Below are 23,275 nucleotides of genomic sequence, written 5' to 3'. Positions count from 1 at the left end.
CGACATGGACAACGCTTCAACGATTTACGCCTGGGAAGGTATCAACCGTAAAGGGCGCAGGGTGTCCGGGCAAACCAAGGGGCACAACGCTGCCCTGGTCAAGGCACAACTGCGCCAGCAAGGGATCAGCCCCGGTCGTGTGCGCAAGCAATCCCCGCTGCTGCCAAGCCTCACCCCATCAGTCAAAGCGGCTGACATCACGCTGTTCACGCGCCAACTGGCTGCATTGCTTAAGGCTGGAGTTCCACTCCTGCAAGCCTTCGACATCATCAGCGAAGGCGTCGACAATCGCGCTGTGCGTGAGCAGGTGCTGGGACTTAAACAGGCGATCGCCGCCGGCAGCAGCCTGGCTGAGGCATTACGCAAACAACCGCGTCATTTCGATGAGCTGTACTGCAACCTGGTGGCCGCCGGCGAACAGGCCGGGGCGCTTGAGACACTGCTGGAGAGGGTGGCGATCCATCGGGAAAAGAGTGAGCAGCTCAAGGCCAGGATCAAAAAGGCCATGACCTACCCCATTGCTGTCCTGGTGGTTGCCAGCCTGGTCACCGGCATACTGCTGGTCCACGTGGTGCCGCAGTTCCAGGCCCTGTTCGCCGGAGTCGACGGCAAACTGCCGGCATTTACCTTGCACGTGATCGCCCTGTCGGCGTTCATGCAGCACGCATGGTGGATGCTGGTATTGGGCATCGTCGCGGGAGCCGCTGGACTGCGCCAGGCCTATCGGACCTCGTCGGGGTTTCGCTGCTGGCTGGACACCGGTTTGTTGAAAGCGCCCCTGGCAGGCAAACTGCTGACAAAATCCTCCGTGGCCCGCTACGCCCGCACGCTCTCCACGACCTTTGCCGCCGGTGTTCCACTGGTACAGGCATTGGACTCAGTCGCGGGCGCCGTGGGAAACGGCCCGTTCAAACAGGCAATCGAACATATGCGTCACGATGTATCCAACGGAATGCAACTGAATCAATCCATGCTCAACAGCGGCCTGTTTCCCGGCATGGCGATCCAACTGACGGCGATCGGCGAAGAGTCGGGCACGCTGGAACACATGCTGGAAAAGGTCGCCAGCCATTATGAGGCTGACGTGGACCACCTGGTCGACAACCTCACCAGCCTGATGGAACCGTTGATCATGGTGGTGCTGGGGGGCATTGTCGGCGCGCTGGTCATCGCCATGTACTTGCCGGTCTTCCAACTGGGGAGTGCATTTTGAGCCTGCTGCTGAACGAGCACCCATTGGCCTTTGTCACAGTCGCGCTGGTACTGGGGCTGATCGTCGGCAGTTTCCTCAACGTGCTGGTCTGGCGCCTGCCAAAAATGCTCGAACGGGAATGGCGTGCCCAGGCCCATGAAGTGCTCGGCTTGCCTGCCGAACCTGGCGGGCCGACCTACAACCTGATGCACCCCAACTCATGCTGCCCACACTGTGACCATCCCATCCGGCCGTGGGAAAATATCCCACTGCTCAGCTACCTGATGCTCAGGGGGCGCTGCGCCCATTGCCAGGGAACCATCAGCCCCCGCTACCCTTTCACGGAACTCGCCTGCGGGTTGATCTCGGCCTGGGTCGCCTGGCATTTCGGCTTTGGCTGGCAGGCCGCAGCGGTGCTGGTGTTGAGTTGGGGGTTGCTGGCAATGAGCCTGATCGACGCAGACCACCAGTTGCTCCCGGATGTTCTGGTGCTGCCATTGCTGTGGCTGGGCCTGATCGTCAACAGTTTTGGATTACTGACGACATTACCCGACGCACTATGGGGCACCGTGATCGGCTACATGAGCCTGTGGAGCGTGTTCTGGCTGTTCAAGCTGGTCACCGGCAAAGACGGTATGGGCCACGGTGATTTCAAGTTACTGGCCTTGCTCGGCGCCTGGGGCGGCTGGCAGATATTGCCGATGACACTGTTGATGTCGTCGCTGGTGGGGGTGTTTGTCGGGTTGATCCTGATGCGCCTGCGCAAGACCCTGGCGTCCACGCCGATGCCGTTTGGTCCGTATCTGGCAATTGCCGGCTGGATTGCATTGCTCTGGGGTGGTCAAATAACCGACTTCTATTTGCAGTCTGTCGGTTTCAGATGACCACTCCTGTTGCAACACCTTGGATTCTTGGCCTCACCGGTGGCATCGGTAGCGGCAAAAGTGCGGCAGCCCAACACTTTATCGACCTGGGCATTGACCTGGTGGACGCCGATCACGCCGCGCGCTGGGTGGTCGAACCCGGCCGGCCGGCGCTGGTCCGCATCGCCGAGCATTTTGGTGCTGGCGTATTGCAGCCTGACGGCCAGTTGGACCGCGCTGCGCTGCGCAAGCTGATCTTTGAGGTGCCCGAAGAGCGCCGCTGGCTGGAGGCCCTGCTGCACCCGTTGATTGGCGAGGAGATTCGCAGTCACCTGGCTCGCGCCCGCTCGCCTTACGCGATCCTGGTGTCCCCGCTGCTGATCGAATCCGGCCAGTACAGCATGACCCAGCGCATCCTGGTGATCGACGTGCCGCAATCGCTGCAGATTCAGCGTACCCTGCAGCGCGACGGCATCAGCGAACAACAGGTTCAGGCAATTCTCAAGGCACAGTCCAGCCGTGAAGACCGCCTGAACCATGCCGATGACGTGCTGGTCAATGACCAGGATCTCGCCTGGCTGCACAGCGAGGTCGAGCGACTGCACCACTTTTACCTTACTTTGCGTGGAGGCCGATCATGAGCCAACCCTTGACCGTCGACTGCCCAACCTGCGGTGCACCCGTGGAATGGAATGCAGCCAACCCTAACCGGCCGTTCTGCTCGGACCGTTGCAAGCTCATCGACCTGGGCGCGTGGGCCGCCGAGGAACACAAGATCCCCGTGGCGCCGGATGCCGAAGACGAGCTGTTTTCCGAAGACCTGCCGCCGCGCCACTAAGGCCGCATAAAGGCGTATTCCTGCTGGTCGTCGAGGTTTTCTGCGAGGTATTGCAGCTCGTCGGCCAGGTCTTCGAAACTGCGTACGCCCTTGCTCTGCTGCACCACCGCGCTGAGCATCGCGCGCAGAGTCAAGCCCGGGTCGAAACCGATTTCCTGCGCCGCATCCTGGCTCCTGCGCAACTCCTGCCGTGCCCACTCGTACACACTCATGATTCGTGCTCCCGCCTTGCCTAGGAAAATTTCGCAGAGCATGGGCCTGCTCGGCTGCGCGGGATTTGATCTGGGTCAACGCTGCGATTCGTCATCCTTCCAGGGCGCCGAGAGGTAGCGTGTGCGGTTGAATGTCTCTAGCCATTCCGGACAAAACACCACCAGGGCGCTGATCACCATGCCGTTGATAAAGGCTTCGGGGAAGATGATCAACCACAGGTAGCCGACGAAATCCTCCAGCCATTCCGGCATGGCAAAACGACCGTCGAACCACAACAATCCCAACCCCAGCAGCAGGCAAACCAAGGCCGACAGTGCGGCAGCAAAAAAACCGGAGCAGAAGATATACATGAAGGGATTGCGTGGCTGCGCTCGCTCGACCACAAGCGCACAGCCCTCGGTGACCAGCACCGGCAGCACGACCAGCAGCAGGCCATTGATGCCAAGGGCTGCCAGGTCCTGGCGCCCAAGCAGCATCAACCCGATCTGGGCGGCAAAACCACCGACGATGGCCAGGGGCCAATCCAACAGCAGGGTTACGGCGGTCATACCGATAAAGTGGTAGGACACGCCGGTATCGAAATCCCGTCGTACCAGCCACAACATGAACAGTGCGAACACCGTACCGAACAGCAAATGCTGGCGCCGCCGGTCGGCAAACAACTCGACCCAGGGCGAACGCAGGATCGCCCACAGCAGTACCGGTGCATACAACAGCCAGCCGATGCCGAGGGTTGTGGGCGCCAGCACTGCGGCACTGATCACGGCTTCACCTGCTCCAGGGCCTGGCGCAATTCGACAGCGGTGCCGTATTCATGTTGGGAAACCAACTTACCGTTATCCAACTGCAGCCACAGCACTTTATCCGCCGCCGCGGGATAACGCGGGGCGATACGTGCGTCACGGTCCAGCATGACCCGGTAGTTGTAGGATTGCATGGCCGGCACCGCGAACAATTTGGCGATCAGTCGAGGCATGCGCTGGATGTCAGCGACGAACACGGCATGCCGCGCTTCGAGGTAGCCTGCAGGTTGGCCTTGCAGCGCCGCGTCGACCAGCTTGGCCGCGTCCATGCTGCGCGCCACCAACAGAATCCGTGCCTGGTTATCGAGGGTATAGGCTTGGTCGAATTGATCGAGCAAGGTCCAGGGAGCGAGGCGTTCGCCCACTTCAACAGCCTGTGCCCATACCGGCAAAAGACTCAGCAACAGCACCACCAGACACTTCACTGCACGCTCCTTATTCGGGGGAATTACGCTTGAAAGGCCAGTCTACACCCTGGCCTTTGCAGCAGGACTTCCTGCGGTCATCATTTGGACGCTAAGCTGCAGGTATGGATGACTCAGATTATTTGCGCCTGCTCACCGTAGCGGCCGAACAAGCCAATGCGTTCCTGTCCAATGCCCGCAAATGGGAACGTGAGCGTTGGGTCTGCCAGCGCCTGTTGCAAGGCTTGAATGTGCCCTATCGCGCCGAAGAGTTTCACCCCGCCGGGCAAGAACCGCCCGATGTGTTGTTTCGCGATGCCAGTTTCGAGGTGTTTTTCGTACTCGATGAAGGGCGCCGCCTGAACGACGAATGGCGTGACGAACTGTTGCGTCGACGCAGTGCATTCTCCCTGAGCCAGCTGGTGCGGCGCGAAGCCAAGCCGCGGCGCATCCCCGCCCATGAATTCCTGCTGCGCCTGGCGCCCACATTGCGCAAGAAGGCCCACAACTACAAAGAGCGTGGGATGGACCTGGGCGAATTGGATATCGTCGCGTTCACCAGCCTCAAGCGCGAAGTGCTCGACCTCAACAGCCACTTTCCCCCACCCACCGAATACTTGCGCCAGGGCTGGCGCTCGCTGTCGCTGGTGGGACCGACGTTTGCCCGGGTGCTGTTCGCCCACCCGGACGCGCCGGATTTCTTGCGCAACAACCTGGGGCGCAGCATAGTGTTCGACGTGGGCATCAGCCTCTGATCCCCTCGCTGTAACGTGGCGCCCCTTTGCAACGTCTACCTGACGAGGCCTTATATGACCAGCCGCCTGAACCCCGACGACCAACAGCATGTCGAAGAGTACCTGCAACTCTCCCAGAACCGAGTCGAGCGCAGGCCTTTCCGGCCGTGGCTGCTCCTTGGTGTGGTGCTGGTGGTGGTGATCGGGCTCGGCCTGCTGAGCCGCCTTTTGAGTTACCTGACGCTATGAGCTGCCTGGCGCTCGCGGGGGTAACTGCTCCGATTTCCTTTAGCCTTGCGAGATACCCCCATGACCCATCGTATTATTATCGTCGGCGGCGGCGCCGGCGGCCTGGAGTTGGCTACCCGCCTGGGTAAGACTCTGGGCAAGCGCGGCACCGCCAGCATCACGCTGGTGGACGCCAACCTCACCCATATCTGGAAGCCTTTGCTGCACGAAGTCGCTGCCGGCTCACTGAACTCTTCGGAAGACGAACTCAATTACGTCGCCCAGGCCAAATGGAACCACTTCGAGTTCCAACTGGGGCGCATGAGCGGGCTCGACCGCGAACAGAAGAAAATCCAGCTGGCCGCCACCCTCGACGAAGAAGGCCGCGAATTGGTGCCTGCACGCGTGCTGGGCTATGACAGCCTGGTGATTGCGGTAGGCAGCACCACCAACGATTTCGGCACCGAGGGCGCGGCGCAGCACTGCCTGTTCCTCGATACCCGCAAGCAGGCCGAGCGTTTCCACCAACAGCTGCTCAACCACTACCTGCGCGCCCATGCCGGGCAGACCGATGTGGTGGAAAAGATCAGCGTCGCCATCGTCGGTGCGGGCGCAACGGGCGTCGAGCTGGCCGCAGAGCTGCATAACGCGGCCCACGAGCTGGCGGCGTACGGCCTGGACCGCATCAAGCCGGAAAACATGCACATCACCCTGATCGAAGCCGGCCCTCGTGTACTGCCTGCCTTGCCGGAGCGGATTGGCGGGCCTGTACATAAAACTCTGGAGAAGCTCGGGGTGACGGTGCTGACTAACTCAGCGGTCAGCGAAGTGACCGCCGACGCATTGATCACCAGCAGTGGCCAGGTGATTCCTGCCAGTCTCAAGGTGTGGGCCGCCGGGATCCGTGCCCCGGCTTTCCTCAAGGACATCGATGGCCTGGAAACCAATCGCATCAATCAACTGCAAGTGCTGCCGACGCTGCAAACCACCCGTGATGAAAACATCTTCGCCTTTGGCGACTGCGCCGCGTGCCCGCAACCGGGCACCGACCGCAATGTGCCGCCACGGGCCCAGGCCGCGCACCAACAGGCCTCGTTGCTGGCCAAGTCATTGAAACTGCGTATCGAGGGCAAGGACCTGCCGGCGTACAAGTACACCGACTATGGGTCGCTGATCTCGCTGTCGCGGTTCTCGGCGGTGGGTAACCTGATGGGCAACCTGACCGGCAGCGTGATGCTGGAGGGCTGGCTGGCGCGGATGTTCTATGTGTCGCTGTACCGCATGCACCAGATGGCGCTGTATGGTTTCTTCCGCACAGCGATGCTGATGCTGGGCAGCAAGATCGGACGCGGGACTGAACCGCGCCTGAAACTTCACTAACAACAGGATCCCTTGTGGGACTGGCCAATGTGGGAGGCTTGCACCCTCCCACATTGGTTGTGTGTTGGACTTGAGATAATTCCAGGCAAAAAAAATCCCCGTATCTTTCGATACGAGGATTTTTAATATGGTCGGGGTAAGGGGATTCGAACTCCTGACATCCTGCTCCCAAAGCAGGCGCGCTACCGGACTGCGCTATACCCCGGTAAAAAAAAGGCGACCTTTCAGTCGCCTTCTTCGATCAGCGCTTTTGGCCTCTGATCTTAAGATTCGATTCCAGCGTTAACTGGTCTCAAAAATGGTGGGTCGTGTGGGATTCGAACCTACGACCAATTGGTTAAAAGCCAACTGCTCTACCAACTGAGCTAACGACCCAAATATGGTCGGGGTAGGGGGATTCGAACTCCCGACATCCTGCTCCCAAAGCAGGCGCGCTACCGGACTGCGCTATACCCCGGTTTGAAATTGGCTCCGTGACCAGGACTCGAACCTGGGACCCAATGATTAACAGTCATTTGCTCTACCGACTGAGCTATCACGGAACTACATATTTCAAAGTACAACTTTTACTGCTGTGTAACCTTCTCTTCGACCCTGTCCGTATCGCTACGTTAGCGTCTCTGAGGCGCGCTATTCTACAATCTTAAAAACCCCTGTCAACCCTTTAAATTGCTTTTAAGACAATGATTTGCGCTTCTTTCTGATTTCTTCTTGGGGAGAAGAAACCCGTGGGCTGACGTTGCTGCGGGGCGCACTTTACAAGCCTTTGCCTTACAGTTCAACGCCCTATCGAAAAAAAAGGCCCTGGGATACAGGGCCTTCTCTTATTGCAGTGCAATCCGGGCTCAGTGGAAGACGATTTCGTCGTTCTCCACAGTCGCCTCGACGCTGGTGCCCGGCATAAAGCTGCCCGACAGTATCAACTGCGCCAGCGGGTTCTCGATCCAGCGCTGGATCGCACGTTTCAGAGGCCGTGCGCCATACACCGGGTCGTAACCAACCGCGATCAGCTTGTCCAACGCCTCGCGGCTCAGTTCCAGCGACAACTCGCGCTCCGCCAGGCGACCGCGCAGACGCCCCAGCTGGATCTCGGTGATGCCCGCGATCTGATCCCGCGCCAATGGCTCGAAGATCACCACTTCGTCGACCCGGTTGATGAATTCCGGGCGGAAGTGCGTGGTCAACGCATCCATTACAGCAGCGCGCTGGGCCTCACGATCACCTACCAGTTCCTGGATCTGCGCCGAGCCCAGGTTGGAGGTCATGACGATCACCGTGTTGCGGAAGTCCACAGTGCGCCCGTGGCTGTCCGTGAGTCGTCCATCTTCCAGCACTTGCAGCAAGATGTTGAACACGTCCGGGTGAGCCTTCTCGACCTCATCCAGCAGGATCACCGAGTAAGGCTTACGCCGCACGGCCTCGGTCAGGTAACCGCCCTCCTCGTAGCCCACATAGCCTGGTGGAGCCCCGATCAGGCGAGCCACCGAATGTTTCTCCATGAATTCGGACATGTCGATCCGTACCATGGCCTCTTCGGTATCAAAGAGGAACTCGGCCAGGGCCTTGCACAGCTCGGTCTTACCCACACCGGTCGGGCCGAGGAACATGAACGAGCCGCTCGGACGATTCGGGTCGGACAAACCGGCGCGGGAACGCCGTACCGCGTTGGACACCGCCACGACCGCCTCTTCCTGGCCGATCACGCGCTGGTGCAACAGGTGCTCCATCTTCAGCAGCTTGTCACGCTCACCTTCAAGCATTTTCGACACCGGGATGCCGGTCCACTTGGAAACGACTTCGGCGATTTCTTCCTCGGTCACCTTGCTGCGCAACAGCTGATTTTCAGCCTTACCGTGCTGGTCGACCATTTGCAGGCTGCGTTCCAGGTCCGGGATCACCCCGTACTGCAACTCGGCCATGCGGTTCAGATCGCCTTTACGACGTGCGGCTTCCAGCTCCTGGCGCGACTGCTCGATCTTTTGCTGGATCTGCGCAGAGCCCTGTACTTCGGCTTTTTCCGAGGTCCAGATTTCTTCGAGGTCCGAATACTCGCGCTCCAGGCGGAGAATTTCTTCCTGAAGTTTCTCCAGGCGTTTCTTGGCCGCGTCGTCCTCTTCTTTCTTAAGTGCCTGGGACTCGACTTTCAGTTGAATCAGGCGACGATCCAGGCGGTCGAGCACTTCCGGCTTGGAGTCGATCTCCATGCGAATGCGGCTGGCCGCTTCGTCGATCAAGTCGATGGCCTTGTCCGGCAATTGACGGTCGGTAATGTAGCGATGGCTCAATTTGGCCGCCGCAATGATCGCGCCGTCGGTGATCGCCACTTTATGGTGGACCTCGTAGCGCTCTTTCAGGCCCCGCAGGATCGCGATGGTGTCCTCTTCGCTCGGTTCTTCCACCAGGACTTTCTGGAAACGCCGCTCAAGGGCCGCATCTTTCTCAATATACTGGCGATATTCGTTAAGCGTGGTAGCACCGACACAATGCAACTCACCCCGCGCCAAGGCGGGCTTGAGCATGTTGCCAGCATCCATGGAGCCCTCGCCTTTACCGGCGCCGACCATGGTATGCAGCTCGTCGATAAACAGAATGATCTGCCCTTCCTGCTTCGACAGTTCATTAAGCAGGGATTTCAGGCGCTCTTCGAATTCACCGCGGAACTTGGCACCGGCGATCAATGACCCCATATCCAGGGACAGCAGGCGCTTGCCTTTAAGGCCGTCCGGCACTTCACCATTGATGATGCGCTGGGCCAGGCCTTCGGCAATCGCGGTTTTACCCACGCCAGGTTCACCGATCAACACCGGGTTGTTCTTGGTGCGACGCTGCAGAACCTGGATGGTGCGACGAATTTCATCGTCACGGCCGATCACGGGGTCAAGCTTGCCCTCTTCGGCACGCTTGGTCAGGTCGACGGTGTACTTGTCCAGGGCCTGGCGCGACTCCTCGTGGTTAGGGTCGTTAACCGCATCACCGCCACGCAGGTTGTTGATGGCGTTTTCCAGGGCTTTCTTGCTGACACCCTGGCCAAGCAACAACTTACCAAGCTTGCTGTTCTCGTCCATGGCGGCGAGCAACACCAGTTCACTGGAGATGAACTGGTCACCCTTCTGCTGGGCCAGGCGGTCGGCCTGGTTAAGCAGGCGCGCCAGATCCTGCGACATATTCACGTCGCCGGTAGGGTTTTGGATTTTCGGCAGTTGGTCGAGCTCTTTGCTCAACTCCTTGCGCAGGCTGTTGACATCAAAGCCCACCTGCATCAGCAAGGGCTTGATAGAACCACCTTGCTGTTCCAGGAGTGCCTGCATCAAGTGCGCAGGCTCAATGGCCGGGTGGTCAAGCCCCACCGCCAAGGATTGGGAGTCCGATAAGGCCAACTGCAATTTGCTGGTTAAACGATCAATACGCATTAGTCACCTTCCTTTTGAGCAGGCCGGAGCTATAAAACATCCTGAATGAAGAAACCTGCCAGATACCCTTATAGATGGGGTGGATTCTGGAAGATTCAAGCGAGCGGCGGTTGATATGGATCAGCGTTGACCCAGATCAGCAGAGTCTAGCGTTCAAGCCAGACAAGGGAGGCAAAACGTCCGGTGCGGGGGCTGCGCCGGTACGAAAAGAAGCGTGGGTCGGTCACGGTGCAGAAGCCACCACCATAAACAGCGGTGACACCCCGCGCAGCAAGGCGCAGGCGGGCCAACTGATAGATGTCGGCCATGAATTTGCCGGGATTGCGACTTGGCGCGAAGGCTTCGGCAGTTGTCGGCAGTTGCTGCATGAACGCTTCACGCACTTCAGGGCCAACCTCAAAGGCTTGCGGGCCAATCGCCGGGCCCAACCATACCAAGACGTCCGAGGGCTCTGCATCGAGGCTTTCGAAGGCTGCCTCCAGCACGCCCGCCGCCAGCCCACGCCAACCGGCATGGGCCGCAGCCACACGAGTGCCGGCACGGTTGCAGAACAACGCAGGCAGGCAATCGGCGGTCATCGCGGTGCAGGCGATGCCGGGGGTGCTGCTCCAGCTACCGTCGGCTTCGGCGGTGCGGCCAGGGTCGGCCTCGACCACATCCACGCCATGGACCTGGCGCAGCCAGGCCGGCTGAATATCGAAGGCTTCGGTAAGGCGACGACGATTCTCAAGGACGGCCTCAAGGCTGTCCTCAACGTGATCGCCCAGGTTAAGGCTGTCGAACGGCGCCTGGCTGACGCCGCCCGCACGGGTAGTCACACAGGCTTTCACCCCGACAGGCGCGGGCCAGTCAGGAATCAGCCAGTCATTCATCCGACAAACGCCTCGCGATCCTGCTTGAGTAGCGACAGCAACCAGACAAAATCGTCTGGAAGTGGCGATTCCCAGCTCATGCGCTTACCGCTCGTCGGATGGTCCAGCTCCAGGAAACGTGCATGCAAGGCCTGGCGCGGGAACGTCTTGAGCGATTCGACCATGGTCTGGCTCGCAGCAGGCGGAATGCGGAAGCGGCCACCGTAGGCCGGATCGCCCACCAACGGGAAGTTGATGTGGGCCATATGCACGCGAATCTGGTGGGTACGACCGGTTTCCAGCTTGACCCGCACATGGGTGTGGGAACGGAAACGCTCGAGCACGCGGTAGTGGCTCACCGCCTGCTTGCCACCTTCCATCACCGCCATACGCTGGCGCTGCTGGCCGTGGCGACCGATCGGGGCATTGATCTTGCCGCCCGCCACGACCACGCCGATCACGATGCACTCGTAGATACGGCTGACACTGCGGCTCTGCAATTGCGTGACCAGTTGCGTCTGCGCCTGAATGGTCTTGGCCACCACCATCAAGCCGGTGGTGTCCTTGTCCAGACGGTGCACGATGCCGCAACGCGGCACGTTGATAATGTCGGGGATGTGGTGCAGCAGGGCATTGAGCAAGGTGCCATCAGCGTGCCCGGCCGCCGGGTGAACCACCAGGCCTGCGGGTTTGTTGATGACCAGAATGTCGTCGTCTTCATAGACGATATCCAGCTCGATGTCCTGGGCAACCCATTCTCCCTGGGCTTCCTGCTCGGCAGTCAGCTCAAGAATCGCACCGCCATGGACTATGTCTCGCGGGCGGATAACCGCTCCATCCACAGTCAGGCGGCCGTCTTTGATCCAGGCGGAAAGGCGCGAGCGCGAGTGCTCAGCGAATAATTGTGCGGCGACTTGATCGAGGCGTTGGCCGCCCAATTCGGACGGCACCTCTGCGCGAAGTTCAATTTTATCGGACATGCTCAGACTAGGCGTGGCACAGCCTTTGGTTTCGGCTGCGCGCTTGTGGTTAAATACGGCGTCTTTTGCCCCGAGGCTTTCAACGGGGCGCTCATCATAACAGGACGGCCCCGCCCAAGACAGCGGCCGTCATAGGGACGCAAGCCGCCATGCAAGTGAAACACCTGCTGCTGATCGCCATCCTCGCCATGACTGCTGCTTGCTCGTCAACAAAGGAAGTCGTCGACGAAAACCTGAGCGAAGTCGAGCTGTACCAACTGGCACAGAAAGACTTGGACAATAATAGCTACACCAGCGCCACAGCGAAGCTGAAGGCCCTGGAGTCGCGCTATCCGTTCGGGCGCTACGCCGACCAGGCCCAGCTTGAGCTGATCTACGCCAACTACAAGAACGCCGAGCCGGAGGCTGCCAAGTCCGCCGCCGAGCGCTTCATCCGCCTGCACCCGCAACACCCGAACGTGGACTACGCCTACTACTTGAAGGGCCTGACCTCGTTCGACCAGGATGTCGGCCTGCTGGCGCGCTTCCTGCCGCTGGACATGACCAAGCGTGACCCGGGCGCCGCCCGTGACTCCTACAACGAGTTCGCCCAGCTGACCAGCCGCTACCCAAACAGCCGCTACGCACCAGACGCCAAGCAGCGAATGATCTACCTGCGCAACCTGCTGGCTTCCTACGAAATCCACGTGGCCCACTACTACCTGACCCGCCAGGCGTATGTAGCTGCCGCCAACCGTGGTCGTTATGTCGTGGAAAACTTCCAGGAAACCCCATCCGTGGGTGACGGCCTGGCGGTGATGACCGAAGCTTACCAGCGCCTGCATCTGGATGAGCTGGCCAGCACCAGCCTGGAGACCCTGAAGCTCAACTACCCTGATCACCCGAGCCTGAAAGACGGCCAGTTCGTGCCTCAGGTGGCCGAAGCGGACAACCGCTCGTGGCTGAGCAAGTACACCCTGGGCCTGATCGAGTCGCGTCCGCCGTTGCCGCCGGGCGAAACCCGCGCCAACCAGGACGTGATCAAACAGTTTCAGGATGCCAAGGACGCCATTCCTTCAGACCTCAAGCCGCACGACGAGAACGGCGACGTGATCGAAGAAGAAGAGCCGCAGGCCCTGGGCAACAACCAGGACCGCTCATGGTTCAGCTACATGACCTTCGGTGTGTTCGACTGAGTCTGTCGACGCAACGTAAAAAAGGAGCCTTTCGGGGCTCCTTTTTTATGGACAAGGATTATTGCGCTGTGCGCCTGCCACGTCCTTGGCTAAACTGGCGCATTCCTTATCGAGAAACCGCCCATCATGCTTCGTCTTCTGTTCTGGATTGCCGTTATTGCTGCCGCGGTATGGTTCTGGCGCAAATTCAAAAGCCCGACCGCCAGGCAACAACGCACCAGCGAGCCCGGCGCAGCGTTGATGGTGCGTTGTGCACACTGCGGCGTGCACTTGCCGCAGGATCGCGCCCTGAGTTCGCGCCAGGAGTGGTATTGCACCCAGGCGCATCTGGAGCAAGGACCGAAGTCTATCCAGCGTTGATCCGACCTTCGGGGGCATAGGGTGCCGGGTCGATAATCGGCGCACGCTCCAGGAGTAAATCGACAAATAACTGGCACGATGCCGGCGCCAGGACCAACCCGTTGCGGTAATGCCCGCAGTTGAGCCACAGCCCGTTGAAGCCGGGCACCCGACCGATATAGGGGATGCCCTCCGGCGAGCCGGGCCGCAAGCCGGCCCAATGCCCCACCACTTCGGCGTCGGCCAGGGCGGGAATCAGTTCCACAGCCGAGGCCTTGAGGCTTTCCAGCGCGGTGTCGGTGGGCGTCTTGTCGAACCCCTCATGTTCCAGCGTGCTGCCGATGAGGATGTGCCCGTCGCGCCGAGGGATCGCATAACGCCCTTTGGCCAGGACCATGCTCGACAGGAAGTCCGAGGCGCACTTGTACAAAATCATCTGCCCCTTGACCGGTTCCACCGGCAGCGCCAAGCCCAAGGTGCCGAGCAACTCGCCGCTCCACGCCCCCGCTGCGAGCACCACCTGGTCCCCCAGAATCGGCCCCTGTGCCGTATCCACGCCCACCACGTTGCCGCCATCCAGAACAAAACCGGTCACTGCGCACTGTTCGTGAACGGTCACGGCAGGCAGGGCCAATAGCGCGGCCTTCAGGGATTTGACCAGGCGTGGGTTGCGCACGTTAGCCACGTTGGCCATATAGATCGCCTGGGAGTACCCGCCACCCAAGACAGGAACCGCATCATGGGCGGCAGATACATCGACCTTGCTCAGAGGCCGACCTTCACGAGCAGCCCAGTCCAGCGCCTCGGTTTCATCGTCCAGGTCCAGCCAGTACAACCCCGTGGTATGGACCTCCGGATCGACACCGGTAGCGGCAAACAGCCGCTCAGCCAGTTGCGGATAAAAATCCTGGGACCAATGAGCCAACGCTGTGACTGCCGGGCTATAGCGCCACGGATACAGTGGCGAAACAATCCCTCCGCCCGCCCATGACGACTCCTGCCCCACACCGGCACGCTCCAGCAGGATCACAGCCTGCCCCTGGGTCGCCAGATTGAACGCCGTCAACAAGCCGATGACTCCGCCACCGACAATCACCACTTGCTGTTGCTTAGCCATCATTTGATCCAGTCGATAAATAGGAATAAACGCGCCCGGCGCCCAATCATCCAGCACCCGCATCACTGCCCCCAGCATGTCTGGCGCGACATTTCAGGTGCCGCCCCCGGATTGCCCCGCGCACCGCTGCTGTCCAGGCTGAAGTCACCGCAAGGGTCGCCAGCCATCAACGAATCGGCGCCCGGTGTAGCAACCAGGTAGAAATCCTGGGGGTTCAACGCTGCGGTGATTCTATAGCGATCATTGCCCGTACTGACGCCGCTTGCGTCAATAAAAGTGCCGTTCCTCATATGAAACCGCTCCAGGTGTTGAGCCTGCTCGGTCAACAGTGCGACGATTTCCGCGCGATAGACCTTTTTCACATGGCCGGTGTACCCGGGGTAAGCGATTCCGGCCAGAAACGCGATGATCGCTACGGCGATCAATAGCTCGATCAGGGTAAACCCCTGGCTGTCCATGCCCATTCCATTGCTCCTTATTGAAGTTGCCGCCACGAAACCCGCCGAAACCGCGCGCCACTCTCCTCCTCCACTCGCGCATATACGCTCTCCAAAACCGTGCGCGACTGGCCGCTGAGCCCGACCGCTGTTATCCGGTACAACGTCGCCAGGGTTTGCGTCGGCACATGCGGCAGCCCTACACCCGGCCCCAGGGACTGAATACCGTAGAGCCCACCCTTGATGGCAACCCAGTTAACCGATGACACTGGATGGGGCCCGGCACCCACCACCGAAAACGCTTCATCCGGTGGCCCACAGGCAGCGATCGACTGACACTGCGGCAAGGCCGCGCCCTTTCGCCTCACACCTTGCTCTCCCAGCCTCAAACCACTTTCTGCGGTTTGCAGCGACTGGTTGCGGTGCCACAGGCTACCGGCGATCTTTTGCTGGGTGACCGCCCCCTGTATCGAAGACAGGCCGATCAACGACAACAGCAGCAAAAACACCAGGCTTATCAGCAGGACCATTCCTCCCTGCCGCAAAGAAACACCCTCAGCAAGCACCATGGTCGCCCTACCCCACACGGTTTCGCAGCGCCGCCACGACGCTGTAGGTTTGATCTTTTACCCGCCCCGTCGGGTCTTGCAACGTCATGCGGATGCGCACACTGCGGATCAAGGACTCATCGGTCGGGATAGCGTCATAACGCACAACCCGAACTGACGCCGGGCTGGCAGCCACGCCGAAACTGATATCGAAAGCCTTTACGTTATCCACCAACACAGCCTTGGCCGGCGCGGCAAGCGTGCTGACTTTCAACTGGCCCGCCTCGAAGGTGTAGGTCAGTTGCCGAATCGCAAAACGAATCTGCCCGGGAGCAGGCGCAGGTGAGCTGCCTGAATAGGCTTGAGCGGTAGCCGTGCAGTCGGAGAGCACCGTCCAATCAGGCCTGCCGTCGCCGACATCGGCGGTGACCAGCGTCAGCGACTTTGAGCTGCCCCCGGCATTCCAGCTGACAGGCCTTTCAAAGGCTGGCGGGGCGTTCTCGATAAAGGCCGTGGCCAAACAGCCAAACATGCCCGTCTGGCGAATGTCCTGGATCATCTTGCCCAGCACAAACCGCGCATCATCCTGCAGCAACATGGCCGCCTGCTGGCTGGCGTCGGTCGCTCGTGAATTGATCAGCACCTGACTCCCGCCAAGCACCAGCACCAAACCGACGGCCAGGGCCAGCAACAATTCCACCAGGCTGAAACCTCTACCCCGATGCCTCATTGCATCACCCCCGGCTCATTGTCGAGGCGACTGGTCAGGGTGAAGGTTTCCCTCGCGCCGGGGGTGTTTGCACCCCGGCTGTCATCCCAACTGATACTGACGGTCACTTCATCTGCACTGACCACCACAGAGCCTTTGCCGCTCTCCCCGGCAAAACCGCGAATATTGGCTTCAAAGTCATGCAGATCCACATCACGTACGTTGGTGGTTGCGGTACTGGCCGACGCTCGAGTGCCACGGCGCAACGAGTAGTCGGCACCGGAATTGGCACGGATTCGGTCGAGCATATCGTAGGCGATGAAACTGGCCTGGCTGGTCATTCTCGAACTGTCTGTGTATTTGAGGGCGTTGAGCTGGAGCATCACGGCCCCTAACAGCCCGACGGCGAGAATCAGCACCGCAACCAGCACTTCGATCAATGTCATGCCGATTTGGTACCGAGGAAAAATCAGGGGAAAACAGGTTTTCAGGCAAGCGGGCATTACCGTCGTCATCCGTGTCGAAGGCCGAAAAAAGCAGGAAAACCCTGCTGTGCGAACCAAGACTAGCGTCAGTTTTTCGACGGTGCAGGTCACGGAACAAAGGGAAATACTTTGGACATGAAGGCCATCATTCGACACGTCGAACCGGACGCTATACCTATGTTTCAACCCGATATGTACACCCGTCCACGGAGGGACGACCTATGAAACAACGAGGTTTCACCCTGATAGAACTGCTTCTCGGATTGATCGTGAGCGGCATCCTGGCGCATCTGGCTACGCCCAATTTCATCGGCCTGCTGGAATCACAGCAGCGACAAAGCGCGGCGCAATCACTGACGAGCGGATTTCGCTTCGCGCGCACTGAAGCCATCACGCGTAACCGGGCGGTGGTCATCCACGCACTGGACGATGACTGGAGCCAGGGTTGGCGGGTCGTGCTGGATGTTAGCGGGCGTGGCCATCTGGACGACGACAACCCGGTGTTACTGGAGCGCCAGGGCAGCGGTCGGGTACCGATCGTCGGGAATGGACCGGTCAAAAGCCAGGTACGCTTCAGCGGGTTGGGCGAACCGGTATTTGTTGGGGGAGGTTTTCGTGCGGGCACTGTACATATATGCGCTACGGACTCGGTGCAGAGCCTGTACCAGGTGGTGCTGGCGCCCAGTGGGCGCATCAGCCTGCGCAGCGATAGAGCCGAACAGGCGTTGTGCCGAAGTTACTCCGGCACCCTGGCATTCAGAGCAGCGAGCGAACCCGCAGCTCCTTGGGCATGGAGAAAGTGATGTTCTCTTCACGACCTGCCAACTCATCGGCGCCCGTAGCACCCCACGCATGCAACTGCTGGATGACGCCACGCACCAGGACTTCCGGGGCCGAAGCGCCCGCCGTGATACCAATACGCTCGACACCATCGAACCAGCTGCGCTGCATATCTTCAGCGCCGTCGATCAGATACGCCGGTGTCGCCATGCGTTCGGCCAATTCGCGCAGGCGGTTGGAGTTGGAGCTGTTAGGGCTGCCGACCACCAGCACTACATCGCATTCATCGGCTAACTGTTTGACTGCATCCTGGCGGTTTTGGGTGGCGTAGCAGATGTCGTCCTTGCGTGGCCCACCAATGGCGGGGAAACGGCTGCGCAGCGCGTCGATCACGCGGCTGGTGTCGTCCATGGACAAGGTGGTCTGGGTCACGAATGCCAAACGCTCTGGGTTGTGAACCTGCAAGCTGGCGACGTCTTTTTCGTCTTCCACAAGGTAGATGGCGCCACCATTGCTGCCGTCGTATTGGCCCATGGTGCCTTCGACTTCCGGGTGGCCGGCATGGCCAATCAGGATGCATTCGCGACCATCACGGCTGTAGCGCGCGACCTCGATATGTACCTTGGTGACCAGCGGACAGGTGGCGTCGAATACTTTCAGGCCACGGCCAGCCGCTTCGGTACGCACGGCCTGGGAAACACCGTGGGCGCTGAAGATAACGATGACGTCGTCCGGCACCTGCTCCAGCTCTTCGACAAAGATGGCGCCACGTGCGCGCAGGTCTTCGACCACGAACTTGTTATGGACGACCTCATGGCGCACATAGATCGGCGGCCCGAAGACTTCCAGGGCGCGGTTGACGATTTCGATCGCCCGGTCCACGCCGGCGCAGAAGCCACGGGGGTTGGCGAGTTTGATTTGCATGCTGTGCCTCGTGTCTGGCGCTTGGGCCAGAGTTGATGCTACTGAACTGACAATGACGACCAAACGCGGGAGCGGGCTTGCCCCCTCCCACATTTTAGATCGGGGCGTTGGTCAAAGAGCTTTAACGTCGATGATTTCAACGTCGAACGTCAAGGTTTTACCGGCCAACGGGTGGTTGAAGTCGATGGTTACCTGCGCGTCATCGAAGGTTTTGACCACACCGGGCAGCTCGGTATTCGCCGCATCATTGAAAATCACCAGCAAGCCTTCCGACAGGTCCATGTCCTGGAACTGCGAACGCGGGATGATCTGCACATTTTGCGGGTTGGGCTGACCAAAGGCGTTTTCCGGCAGGATCTGCAGGGTGCGCTTGTCGCCAGCCTTGAAACCGAACAGTGCCGCTTCAAAACCTGGCAACAGGTTACCGTCGCCGACCTTGAAGGTCGCCGGGGCTTTGTCGAACGTGCTATCGACCGTGTCGCCATTCTCCAGGCGCAGTGCGAAATGCAAGGTGACTTCCGTGTTCTGGCCGATGCGTTGCCCAGCCAATACCTGATCAGTCATTGACGGTCTCTCCGGTTTTCTTACTTTTGAACATGTCCAGCGCCAGCATGATTGCACCGACGGTGATGGCGCTGTCGGCAAAATTGAACGCCGGGAAGTAATGGCGGTTCTGCCAATGCACCAGGATGAAGTCGATCACATGGCCCAGGGCAATGCGGTCGTACAGGTTGCCCAACGCGCCGCCCAGCACCAAGGCCAAGGCGATGGCCAGCCAGGTGTCATCGCGGCCCAGGCGCTTGAGCCAGACCACAAGCACCGCACTGACCACTACGGCGATCAGGGCGAACAGCCAGCGCTGCCAGCCACCACCGTCAGCCAGGAAGCTGAAAGCCGCGCCGGTGTTGTAGGCCAGGGTCCAGCTGAAGTAATCCGGGATCACCACGATTTGCTGGAACATTTCCAGGGAGCCCTCGAAGTGAGCCTTGCTGACCTGGTCGATGACCAGGACCAGCACGCTCAGTACGAGCCAGCCCAGACGTCCGAAACGACTGGCTGCATTAGGCATAGTGGCGAACCTCGCCTTCACCGGAAATGTTGTCGACGCAACGACCGCAGATTTCCGGATGTTCAGGGTTCACCCCGACGTCTTCACGGCAGTGCCAGCAACGGGCGCACTTAGGGAAGGCCGACTTGACCACTTTGAGCTTGAGGCCCGGCACTTCGGTGGCCACGGCATCCGCCGGTGCCTGGGCAAACGGTGCCAGGCTCGCAGTGGAAGTGATCAATACGAAGCGCAGTTCGTTGCTCAGCTTGGTCAGGTCAGCGGTCAGGCCTTCCTCGGCAAACAGGGTGACTTCGGCCTGGAGGTTGCCACCGACGGCCTTGGCCGCACGCTGAACCTCCAGCTCCTTGTTCACCGCAACCTTGACGGCCATTACGCCCTCCCAGTACTCGCGGCCCAGTTCGAAGTCGGCCGGCAGTTCGGTCAAGCCTTCATACCAGGTGTTGAGCATGACGGACTCATTACGCTCGCCCGGCAGGTATTCCCACAGTTCGTCGGCGGTGAAGGCCAGGATCGGTGCGATCCAGCGCACCAGCGCTTCGGAGATGTGATACAGCGCGGTCTGCGCCGAACGGCGGGCCTTGCTGTTGGCACCGGTGGTGTACTGCCGGTCCTTGATGATGTCGAGGTAGAAACCACCCAGCTCCTGCACGCAGAAGTTGTGGATCTTCGAGTACACGTTCCAGAAGCGGTATTCGCCGTAGTGCTCTTGCAACTCGCGCTGCAACAACAGGGTACGGTCCACGGCCCAACGGTCCAGGGCGAGCATGTCCTCGGCCGGCAGGATGTCGGTGGCCGGGTTGAAACCGGTCAGGTTCGACAGCAGGAAGCGCGCGGTATTACGGATACGGCGGTAGGCATCGGCGCTGCGGGCCAGGATCTGGTCCGACACGGCGATCTCGCCGGAGTAATCGGTCGACGCCACCCACAGGCGCATGATGTCGGCGCCCAAGGTGTCGTTGATCTTTTTCGGCTCGATCACGTTCTTCAGCGACTTGGACATCTTGCGGCCCGTCTCGTCGACGGTGAACCCGTGGGTCAGCAGCTCGCGGTATGGCGCGTGGTTGTCGATGGCGCAACCGGTCAGCAGCGACGAGTGGAACCAGCCCCGGTGTTGGTCGGAGCCCTCCAGGTACAGGTCGGCACGCGGGCCGGTCTCGTGACCCATCGGGTGCGAGCCGCGCAGCACGTGCCAGTGGGTGGTACCCGAGTCGAACCACACGTCGAGGGTGTCGCTGATCTTGTCGTACAGCGGCGCTTCGTCACCCAGCAACTCGGCGGCGTCCAGCTTGAACCAGGCTTCGATGCCTTCCTGTTCGACACGCTGGGCCACCACTTCCATCAGTTCGACGGTGCGTGGGTGCAGCTCGCCGCTTTCCTTGTTGAGGAAGAACGGGATCGGCACGCCCCAGTTACGCTGGCGGGAGATGCACCAGTCCGGACGGTTGGCGATCATCGAGTGCAGGCGCGCCTGGCCCCAGGCCGGGACGAACTGGGTGTCTTCGATAGCCTTGAGCGAGCGCACACGCAGGGTGTCGCCGCTGGTCGGCTCTTTGTCCATGCCGATAAACCATTGCGCGGTGGCGCGGTAGATCAGCGGGGTCTTGTGGCGCCAGCAGTGCATGTAGCTGTGCTTGATGGTGTCGGTTTGCATCAGCGCACCGACTTCACGCAGCTTGTCGATGATCGGCTGGTCGGCCTTGAAGATGAACTGGCCGCCGAAGAACTCCAGCGAAGGCACATAAACGCCGTTGCTTTGCACGGGGTTGATGATCTCGTCGTTGACCATGCCGTACTTCTTGCAGATCACGAAGTCGTCCACGCCATAGGCAGGCGAGCAGTGAACAATGCCCGTACCCGAACCCAACTCGACGTAGTCAGCCAGGTACACCGGCGACAGACGGTCATAGAACGGGTGACGGAAGTTGATCAGTTCCAGCGCGGAACCGGTGGTGGTGGCAATTACCGAACCCTGCAGTTCGTAGCGAGCCAGGCACGCTTCGACCATTTCCTCGGCGAGCACCAGCAGGCGATCACCGACGTCCACCAGGGCGTAGGTGAATTCCGGGTGCACATTCAGCGCCTGGTTGGCGGGGATGGTCCACGGGGTGGTGGTCCAGATCACGATGGCAGCCGGTTTGCTCAGGCTTGCCAGGCCAAAGGCCTCGGCCAGCTTGGCGTCGTCGGCGATCGGGAAGGCCACGTCGATGGTCGAGGACTTCTTGTCTTCGTATTCGACTTCCGCTTCAGCCAGGGCCGAGCCGCAATCGAAGCACCAGTTCACGGGCTTGAGGCCCTTGAACACGAAACCGCCCTTGACGATTTCGGCCAAGGCACGGATTTCACCGGCCTCGTTCTTGAAGTTCATGGTTTTGTACGGGTTGTCCCACTCACCCAGCACACCCAGGCGGATGAACTCGGACTTCTGCCCTTCGATCTGCTCGGCAGCGTAGGCACGACACAGTTCACGGGTTTTATCCGCGCCCAGGTTCTTGCCGTAGGTCACTTCGACCTTGTGTTCGATCGGCAGGCCGTGGCAGTCCCAACCCGGGACATAAGGCGCGTCGAAACCCGCCAGCGTTTTCGAGCGCAGGATCATGTCCTTGAGAATCTTGTTCAGCGCATGACCGATGTGAATCGTGCCGTTGGCATAAGGAGGGCCGTCGTGCAGGACGAATTTCGGACGATCCTTGCCAATTTCGCGCAACTTTCCGTACAGGCCAATACTGTCCCAGCGCTGCAGGATCTGCGGTTCGCGCTGTGGCAGGCCGGCCTTCATTGGGAAGGCGGTGTCCGGAAGGTTTAGCGTGGCTTTATAGTCGGTCATTTAAGGCTCTTCGGTTAGCGATGGGCGCTAGGTGCGGCTAGTGCACGGGCGGCGGCGACATCCGCATTGATCGCCGTTTTCAACGCCTCAAGCGAGGCGAAACGCTGCTCTTCACGCAGCTTCTGGTGGAAAACCACCGTCAAACGCCGGTCATACAGATCACCGGCAAAATCCAACAGATGAACTTCCAGGTGGGCCTTGCCATCACCTGCAACCGTGGGCCTGACGCCTATGTTGGCGACTCCCGGCCACGATTGGCCGTCGATGTCGACGCTCACCAGGTAAACCCCGGTCAGCGGCACACGGCGGCGCTTGAGTTGCACGTTGGCGGTTGGCGTGCCCAGTTGGCGCGCCAGCTTCTGGCCGTGCAGTACCCGCCCGGCAATGCGGAACGGGCGACCGAGCAAACGCTCGGCCAAGGCGAAGTCGGCAGCGGCCAGGGCGTTACGCACCTGGGTGCTGCTCACGCGCAGGCCGTCCAGTTCGACGGTTTGCGCGGCTTCGACGGTAAAGCCCTGGGTGATACCGGCGTGTTGCAGGAACTCGAAATCCCCGACCCGATCGCAGCCAAAACGGAAGTCGTCGCCGACCTCCAAATGCTGTACGCCCAGGCCGTCTACCAGTATGCGGTCGACGAACTCGGCAGCGCTGAGACTTTGCAAACGCTGGTTGAAAGCCAGGCAGAGGACGCGGTCCACGCCTTCTTCGGCCAGCAGTTGCAGCTTGTCCCGCAGACGGGCCAGACGTGCCGGTGCCGTTTCCGGGGTGAAATATTCCCGCGGCTGCGGCTCGAAAATCACCACGCAGCTGGGTACGCCCAACTCGACCGCACGCTCGCGCAGCCGGGCCAGGATAGCCTGGTGGCCACGGTGAACACCGTCAAAGTTGCCAATAGTGGCGACGCAGCCCCGATGCTCAGGGCGCAGGTTGTGGAGACCTCGAACCAGCTGCATAACGCGCTTCTTGCTCATA

26 protein-coding genes and 4 tRNA genes are annotated in these 23,275 nt (G+C 60.3%); 10 read left to right on the top strand and 20 right to left on the bottom strand.

All coding sequences use genetic code 11. The features are described from left to right. Nucleotides 1-4: 4 nt before the first annotated feature. Genes NIBR502773_RS19555 through yacG form a run of 4 tightly spaced genes read left to right on the top strand, consistent with a single transcriptional unit; the run spans nucleotide 5 to nucleotide 2,893 of the window. Complete coding sequence (locus NIBR502773_RS19555) at nucleotides 5-1,213, top strand: type II secretion system F family protein (protein ID WP_141156727.1); 1,209 nt, start codon at nucleotides 5-7, stop codon at nucleotides 1,211-1,213. After that, the gene (locus NIBR502773_RS19550) at nucleotides 1,210-2,076 is read left to right on the top strand and encodes an A24 family peptidase (protein WP_141156726.1); all 867 of its coding nucleotides are present in this window, start codon (nucleotides 1,210-1,212) and stop codon (nucleotides 2,074-2,076) included. Before NIBR502773_RS19555 ends, NIBR502773_RS19550 begins: the two co-directional genes overlap by 4 nt. Continuing rightward, nucleotides 2,073-2,696, top strand: a complete 624-nt coding sequence (gene coaE, locus NIBR502773_RS19545) for a dephospho-CoA kinase (protein ID WP_115486604.1) — start codon at nucleotides 2,073-2,075, stop codon at nucleotides 2,694-2,696. The genes NIBR502773_RS19550 and coaE overlap by 4 nt, the downstream gene beginning before the upstream one ends. Beyond that, nucleotides 2,693-2,893 carry a DNA gyrase inhibitor YacG gene (gene yacG / locus NIBR502773_RS19540; RefSeq protein ID WP_027604888.1) on the top strand — a complete coding sequence of 67 codons (201 nt, stop codon included), beginning with the start codon at nucleotides 2,693-2,695 and terminating at the stop codon, nucleotides 2,891-2,893. The genes coaE and yacG overlap by 4 nt, the downstream gene beginning before the upstream one ends. On the opposite strand, the gene NIBR502773_RS19535 is transcribed toward yacG, so the two are convergent. The 3 genes from NIBR502773_RS19535 to NIBR502773_RS19525 form a co-directional block, all read right to left on the bottom strand. Then, nucleotides 2,890-3,105, bottom strand: a complete 216-nt coding sequence (locus tag NIBR502773_RS19535) for a hypothetical protein (RefSeq protein ID WP_003171680.1) — start codon at nucleotides 3,103-3,105, stop codon at nucleotides 2,890-2,892. The genes yacG and NIBR502773_RS19535 overlap by 4 nt on opposite strands. 75 nt (nucleotides 3,106-3,180) lie before the next feature. Then, the gene (locus tag NIBR502773_RS19530) at nucleotides 3,181-3,870 is read right to left on the bottom strand and encodes an energy-coupling factor ABC transporter permease (RefSeq protein WP_141156725.1); all 690 of its coding nucleotides are present in this window, start codon (nucleotides 3,868-3,870) and stop codon (nucleotides 3,181-3,183) included. Then, the gene (locus NIBR502773_RS19525; RefSeq protein ID WP_141156724.1) at nucleotides 3,867-4,334 is read right to left on the bottom strand and encodes an FAD/FMN-containing dehydrogenase; all 468 of its coding nucleotides are present in this window, start codon (nucleotides 4,332-4,334) and stop codon (nucleotides 3,867-3,869) included. Before NIBR502773_RS19525 ends, NIBR502773_RS19530 begins: the two co-directional genes overlap by 4 nt. Before the next feature lie 104 nt (nucleotides 4,335-4,438). Here NIBR502773_RS19525 and NIBR502773_RS19520 point away from each other — a divergent pair, with 104 nt between their 5' ends. Genes NIBR502773_RS19520 through NIBR502773_RS19510 form a run of 3 tightly spaced genes read left to right on the top strand, consistent with a single transcriptional unit; the run spans nucleotide 4,439 to nucleotide 6,655 of the window. Next, on the top strand, nucleotides 4,439-5,068 hold the full coding sequence (locus tag NIBR502773_RS19520) for a DUF1780 domain-containing protein (RefSeq protein WP_027604891.1): 630 nt from the start codon (nucleotides 4,439-4,441) through the stop codon (nucleotides 5,066-5,068). A 54-nt stretch (nucleotides 5,069-5,122) separates the two neighbouring features. Next, nucleotides 5,123-5,296 carry a DUF3094 family protein gene (locus NIBR502773_RS19515; RefSeq protein WP_043293437.1) on the top strand — a complete coding sequence of 58 codons (174 nt, stop codon included), beginning with the start codon at nucleotides 5,123-5,125 and terminating at the stop codon, nucleotides 5,294-5,296. Nucleotides 5,297-5,356: 60 nt separating this feature from the next. Then, entirely contained in the window at nucleotides 5,357-6,655 is a 1,299-nt protein-coding gene (locus tag NIBR502773_RS19510) for an NAD(P)/FAD-dependent oxidoreductase (RefSeq protein ID WP_065924079.1), read from the top strand. A gap of 128 nt (nucleotides 6,656-6,783) precedes the next feature. Here the strand turns inward: NIBR502773_RS19510 and NIBR502773_RS19505 are convergent. From NIBR502773_RS19505 to rluD, 7 genes are all read right to left on the bottom strand, one after another. Next, a tRNA-Pro gene (locus tag NIBR502773_RS19505) sits at nucleotides 6,784-6,860 on the bottom strand. A gap of 94 nt (nucleotides 6,861-6,954) precedes the next feature. Further along, nucleotides 6,955-7,030, bottom strand: a tRNA-Lys gene (locus NIBR502773_RS19500). 5 nt (nucleotides 7,031-7,035) lie between these two features. Beyond that, nucleotides 7,036-7,112, bottom strand: a tRNA-Pro gene (locus NIBR502773_RS19495). Nucleotides 7,113-7,121: 9 nt separating this feature from the next. Beyond that, nucleotides 7,122-7,197, bottom strand: a tRNA-Asn gene (locus NIBR502773_RS19490). 303 nt (nucleotides 7,198-7,500) lie between these two features. Further along, on the bottom strand, nucleotides 7,501-10,065 hold the full coding sequence (clpB, locus tag NIBR502773_RS19485) for an ATP-dependent chaperone ClpB (protein ID WP_141156723.1): 2,565 nt from the start codon (nucleotides 10,063-10,065) through the stop codon (nucleotides 7,501-7,503). Between the two features lie 146 nt (nucleotides 10,066-10,211). Beyond that, nucleotides 10,212-10,937, bottom strand: a complete 726-nt coding sequence (gene pgeF, locus NIBR502773_RS19480) for a peptidoglycan editing factor PgeF (RefSeq protein WP_141156722.1) — start codon at nucleotides 10,935-10,937, stop codon at nucleotides 10,212-10,214. After that, nucleotides 10,934-11,896: a 23S rRNA pseudouridine(1911/1915/1917) synthase RluD gene (gene rluD / locus NIBR502773_RS19475; RefSeq protein ID WP_032886184.1), complete on the bottom strand. Its 963-nt coding sequence runs from the start codon at nucleotides 11,894-11,896 to the stop codon at nucleotides 10,934-10,936. The genes pgeF and rluD overlap by 4 nt, the downstream gene beginning before the upstream one ends. 149 nt (nucleotides 11,897-12,045) lie before the next feature. Here rluD and NIBR502773_RS19470 point away from each other — a divergent pair, with 149 nt between their 5' ends. Both NIBR502773_RS19470 and NIBR502773_RS19465 read left to right on the top strand, forming a co-directional pair. After that, a complete protein-coding gene (locus NIBR502773_RS19470; protein WP_115486598.1) occupies nucleotides 12,046-13,071 on the top strand; it encodes an outer membrane protein assembly factor BamD in 1,026 nt (341 codons plus the stop codon). A 126-nt stretch (nucleotides 13,072-13,197) separates the two neighbouring features. Further along, on the top strand, nucleotides 13,198-13,431 hold the full coding sequence (locus tag NIBR502773_RS19465) for a PP0621 family protein (protein ID WP_027606845.1): 234 nt from the start codon (nucleotides 13,198-13,200) through the stop codon (nucleotides 13,429-13,431). On the opposite strand, the gene thiO is transcribed toward NIBR502773_RS19465, so the two are convergent. The 5 genes from thiO to pilV form a co-directional block, all read right to left on the bottom strand. Then, a complete protein-coding gene (gene thiO, locus NIBR502773_RS19460) occupies nucleotides 13,418-14,527 on the bottom strand; it encodes a glycine oxidase ThiO (RefSeq protein ID WP_141156721.1) in 1,110 nt (369 codons plus the stop codon). The two genes, NIBR502773_RS19465 and thiO, sit on opposite strands and share 14 nt — an antisense overlap. Nucleotides 14,528-14,589: 62 nt before the next feature. Next, a complete protein-coding gene (locus NIBR502773_RS19455; protein WP_092358820.1) occupies nucleotides 14,590-14,991 on the bottom strand; it encodes a type IV pilin protein in 402 nt (133 codons plus the stop codon). Between the two features lie 11 nt (nucleotides 14,992-15,002). Continuing rightward, the gene (locus tag NIBR502773_RS19450) at nucleotides 15,003-15,494 is read right to left on the bottom strand and encodes a PilX N-terminal domain-containing pilus assembly protein (RefSeq protein WP_373682351.1); all 492 of its coding nucleotides are present in this window, start codon (nucleotides 15,492-15,494) and stop codon (nucleotides 15,003-15,005) included. Nucleotides 15,495-15,540: 46 nt separating this feature from the next. Beyond that, nucleotides 15,541-16,242, bottom strand: a complete 702-nt coding sequence (locus NIBR502773_RS19445) for a prepilin-type N-terminal cleavage/methylation domain-containing protein (RefSeq protein WP_141156719.1) — start codon at nucleotides 16,240-16,242, stop codon at nucleotides 15,541-15,543. Further along, the gene (gene pilV, locus NIBR502773_RS19440) at nucleotides 16,239-16,724 is read right to left on the bottom strand and encodes a type IV pilus modification protein PilV (protein ID WP_177414148.1); all 486 of its coding nucleotides are present in this window, start codon (nucleotides 16,722-16,724) and stop codon (nucleotides 16,239-16,241) included. The genes NIBR502773_RS19445 and pilV overlap by 4 nt, the downstream gene beginning before the upstream one ends. Nucleotides 16,725-16,927: 203 nt before the next feature. Here pilV and NIBR502773_RS19435 point away from each other — a divergent pair, with 203 nt between their 5' ends. After that, the gene (locus tag NIBR502773_RS19435; RefSeq protein ID WP_141156717.1) at nucleotides 16,928-17,509 is read left to right on the top strand and encodes a GspH/FimT family pseudopilin; all 582 of its coding nucleotides are present in this window, start codon (nucleotides 16,928-16,930) and stop codon (nucleotides 17,507-17,509) included. Here the strand turns inward: NIBR502773_RS19435 and ispH are convergent. The 5 genes from ispH to ribF form a co-directional block, all read right to left on the bottom strand. After that, entirely contained in the window at nucleotides 17,463-18,410 is a 948-nt protein-coding gene (gene ispH / locus NIBR502773_RS19430; protein ID WP_027606852.1) for a 4-hydroxy-3-methylbut-2-enyl diphosphate reductase, read from the bottom strand. The genes NIBR502773_RS19435 and ispH overlap by 47 nt on opposite strands. Before the next feature lie 111 nt (nucleotides 18,411-18,521). Next, nucleotides 18,522-18,974, bottom strand: a complete 453-nt coding sequence (gene fkpB, locus NIBR502773_RS19425) for an FKBP-type peptidyl-prolyl cis-trans isomerase (RefSeq protein ID WP_065938471.1) — start codon at nucleotides 18,972-18,974, stop codon at nucleotides 18,522-18,524. Next, on the bottom strand, nucleotides 18,967-19,479 hold the full coding sequence (lspA, locus tag NIBR502773_RS19420; RefSeq protein WP_027606854.1) for a signal peptidase II: 513 nt from the start codon (nucleotides 19,477-19,479) through the stop codon (nucleotides 18,967-18,969). The genes fkpB and lspA overlap by 8 nt, the downstream gene beginning before the upstream one ends. Beyond that, nucleotides 19,472-22,303, bottom strand: a complete 2,832-nt coding sequence (gene ileS, locus NIBR502773_RS19415) for an isoleucine--tRNA ligase (RefSeq protein WP_141156716.1) — start codon at nucleotides 22,301-22,303, stop codon at nucleotides 19,472-19,474. Before ileS ends, lspA begins: the two co-directional genes overlap by 8 nt. Nucleotides 22,304-22,317: 14 nt before the next feature. Next, nucleotides 22,318-23,256 (bottom strand): bifunctional riboflavin kinase/FAD synthetase, encoded by a 939-nt coding sequence (ribF, locus tag NIBR502773_RS19410; RefSeq protein WP_065924072.1) that lies wholly within the window; start codon nucleotides 23,254-23,256, stop codon nucleotides 22,318-22,320. Nucleotides 23,257-23,275 lie beyond the last annotated feature (19 nt).

This window comes from Pseudomonas sp. NIBRBAC000502773 (assembly GCF_006517195.1).
GTDB lineage: Bacteria > Pseudomonadota > Gammaproteobacteria > Pseudomonadales > Pseudomonadaceae > Aquipseudomonas > Aquipseudomonas marginalis.
Note: the sequence above shows the minus strand (reverse complement) of the source record. Positions and strands in the feature narration are given on the sequence as shown.